The organism is Virgibacillus carmonensis (assembly GCF_057836705.1).
Window position 1 is genome coordinate 1 of sequence record NZ_JBYQFJ010000427.1, and the last position, 512, is coordinate 512.

1 protein-coding gene is annotated in these 512 nt (G+C 41.8%); it reads right to left on the bottom strand.

Features of this window, described 5'->3' with window-relative positions; all coding sequences use genetic code 11:
• The coding region (locus AC3G7N_RS22705; protein ID WP_489424354.1) for a GH85 family endohexosaminidase C-terminal domain-containing protein at positions 1–512 on the bottom strand (512 nt) is incomplete at both ends.

Here is a 512-nt window from a genome sequence, read left to right on the forward strand (position 1 = left end):
TCTCCGTTGCTTCTGAGGAATGATTAAAGAATTGAATTTCATCCCCAGGAGCTGCAACTGTTTGGCTTGCACTGAAGTCAGCCTCAGGTATTGGATAGGGTGGCCACTCAAAGGTGACTTCCACCGCTTCACTTTTCACATAATCTTTACTTACAGCAACAATTTCGAGTGTTGTTGACGTTTCCTTACCATCTCTACGTAAATCCTCGATATGATAAGCATTATTTGGTGTTGCTCCAATGAATTCCCTTTCCCCATTCGCATGCTTGCGGTACAATTCATAGTGCTGGATGTTTGTATCATCCACCGGATCCCATTTCACCGATAAATCAGCATATAGTCCTCCCTCGTAAGCTGTTTCCAACCATGTCGGGTTCGTTGGCGCGTCGGGAACTTTTTTGTCACTATGTTTACTCGTTACCTTTATTTCACCAATATTCATTTGATAATCCTCTATAACCTCTTCACTATCAAAGTAAAGGGAAATAGCTGCTATCTTTTTATCCTGGTAT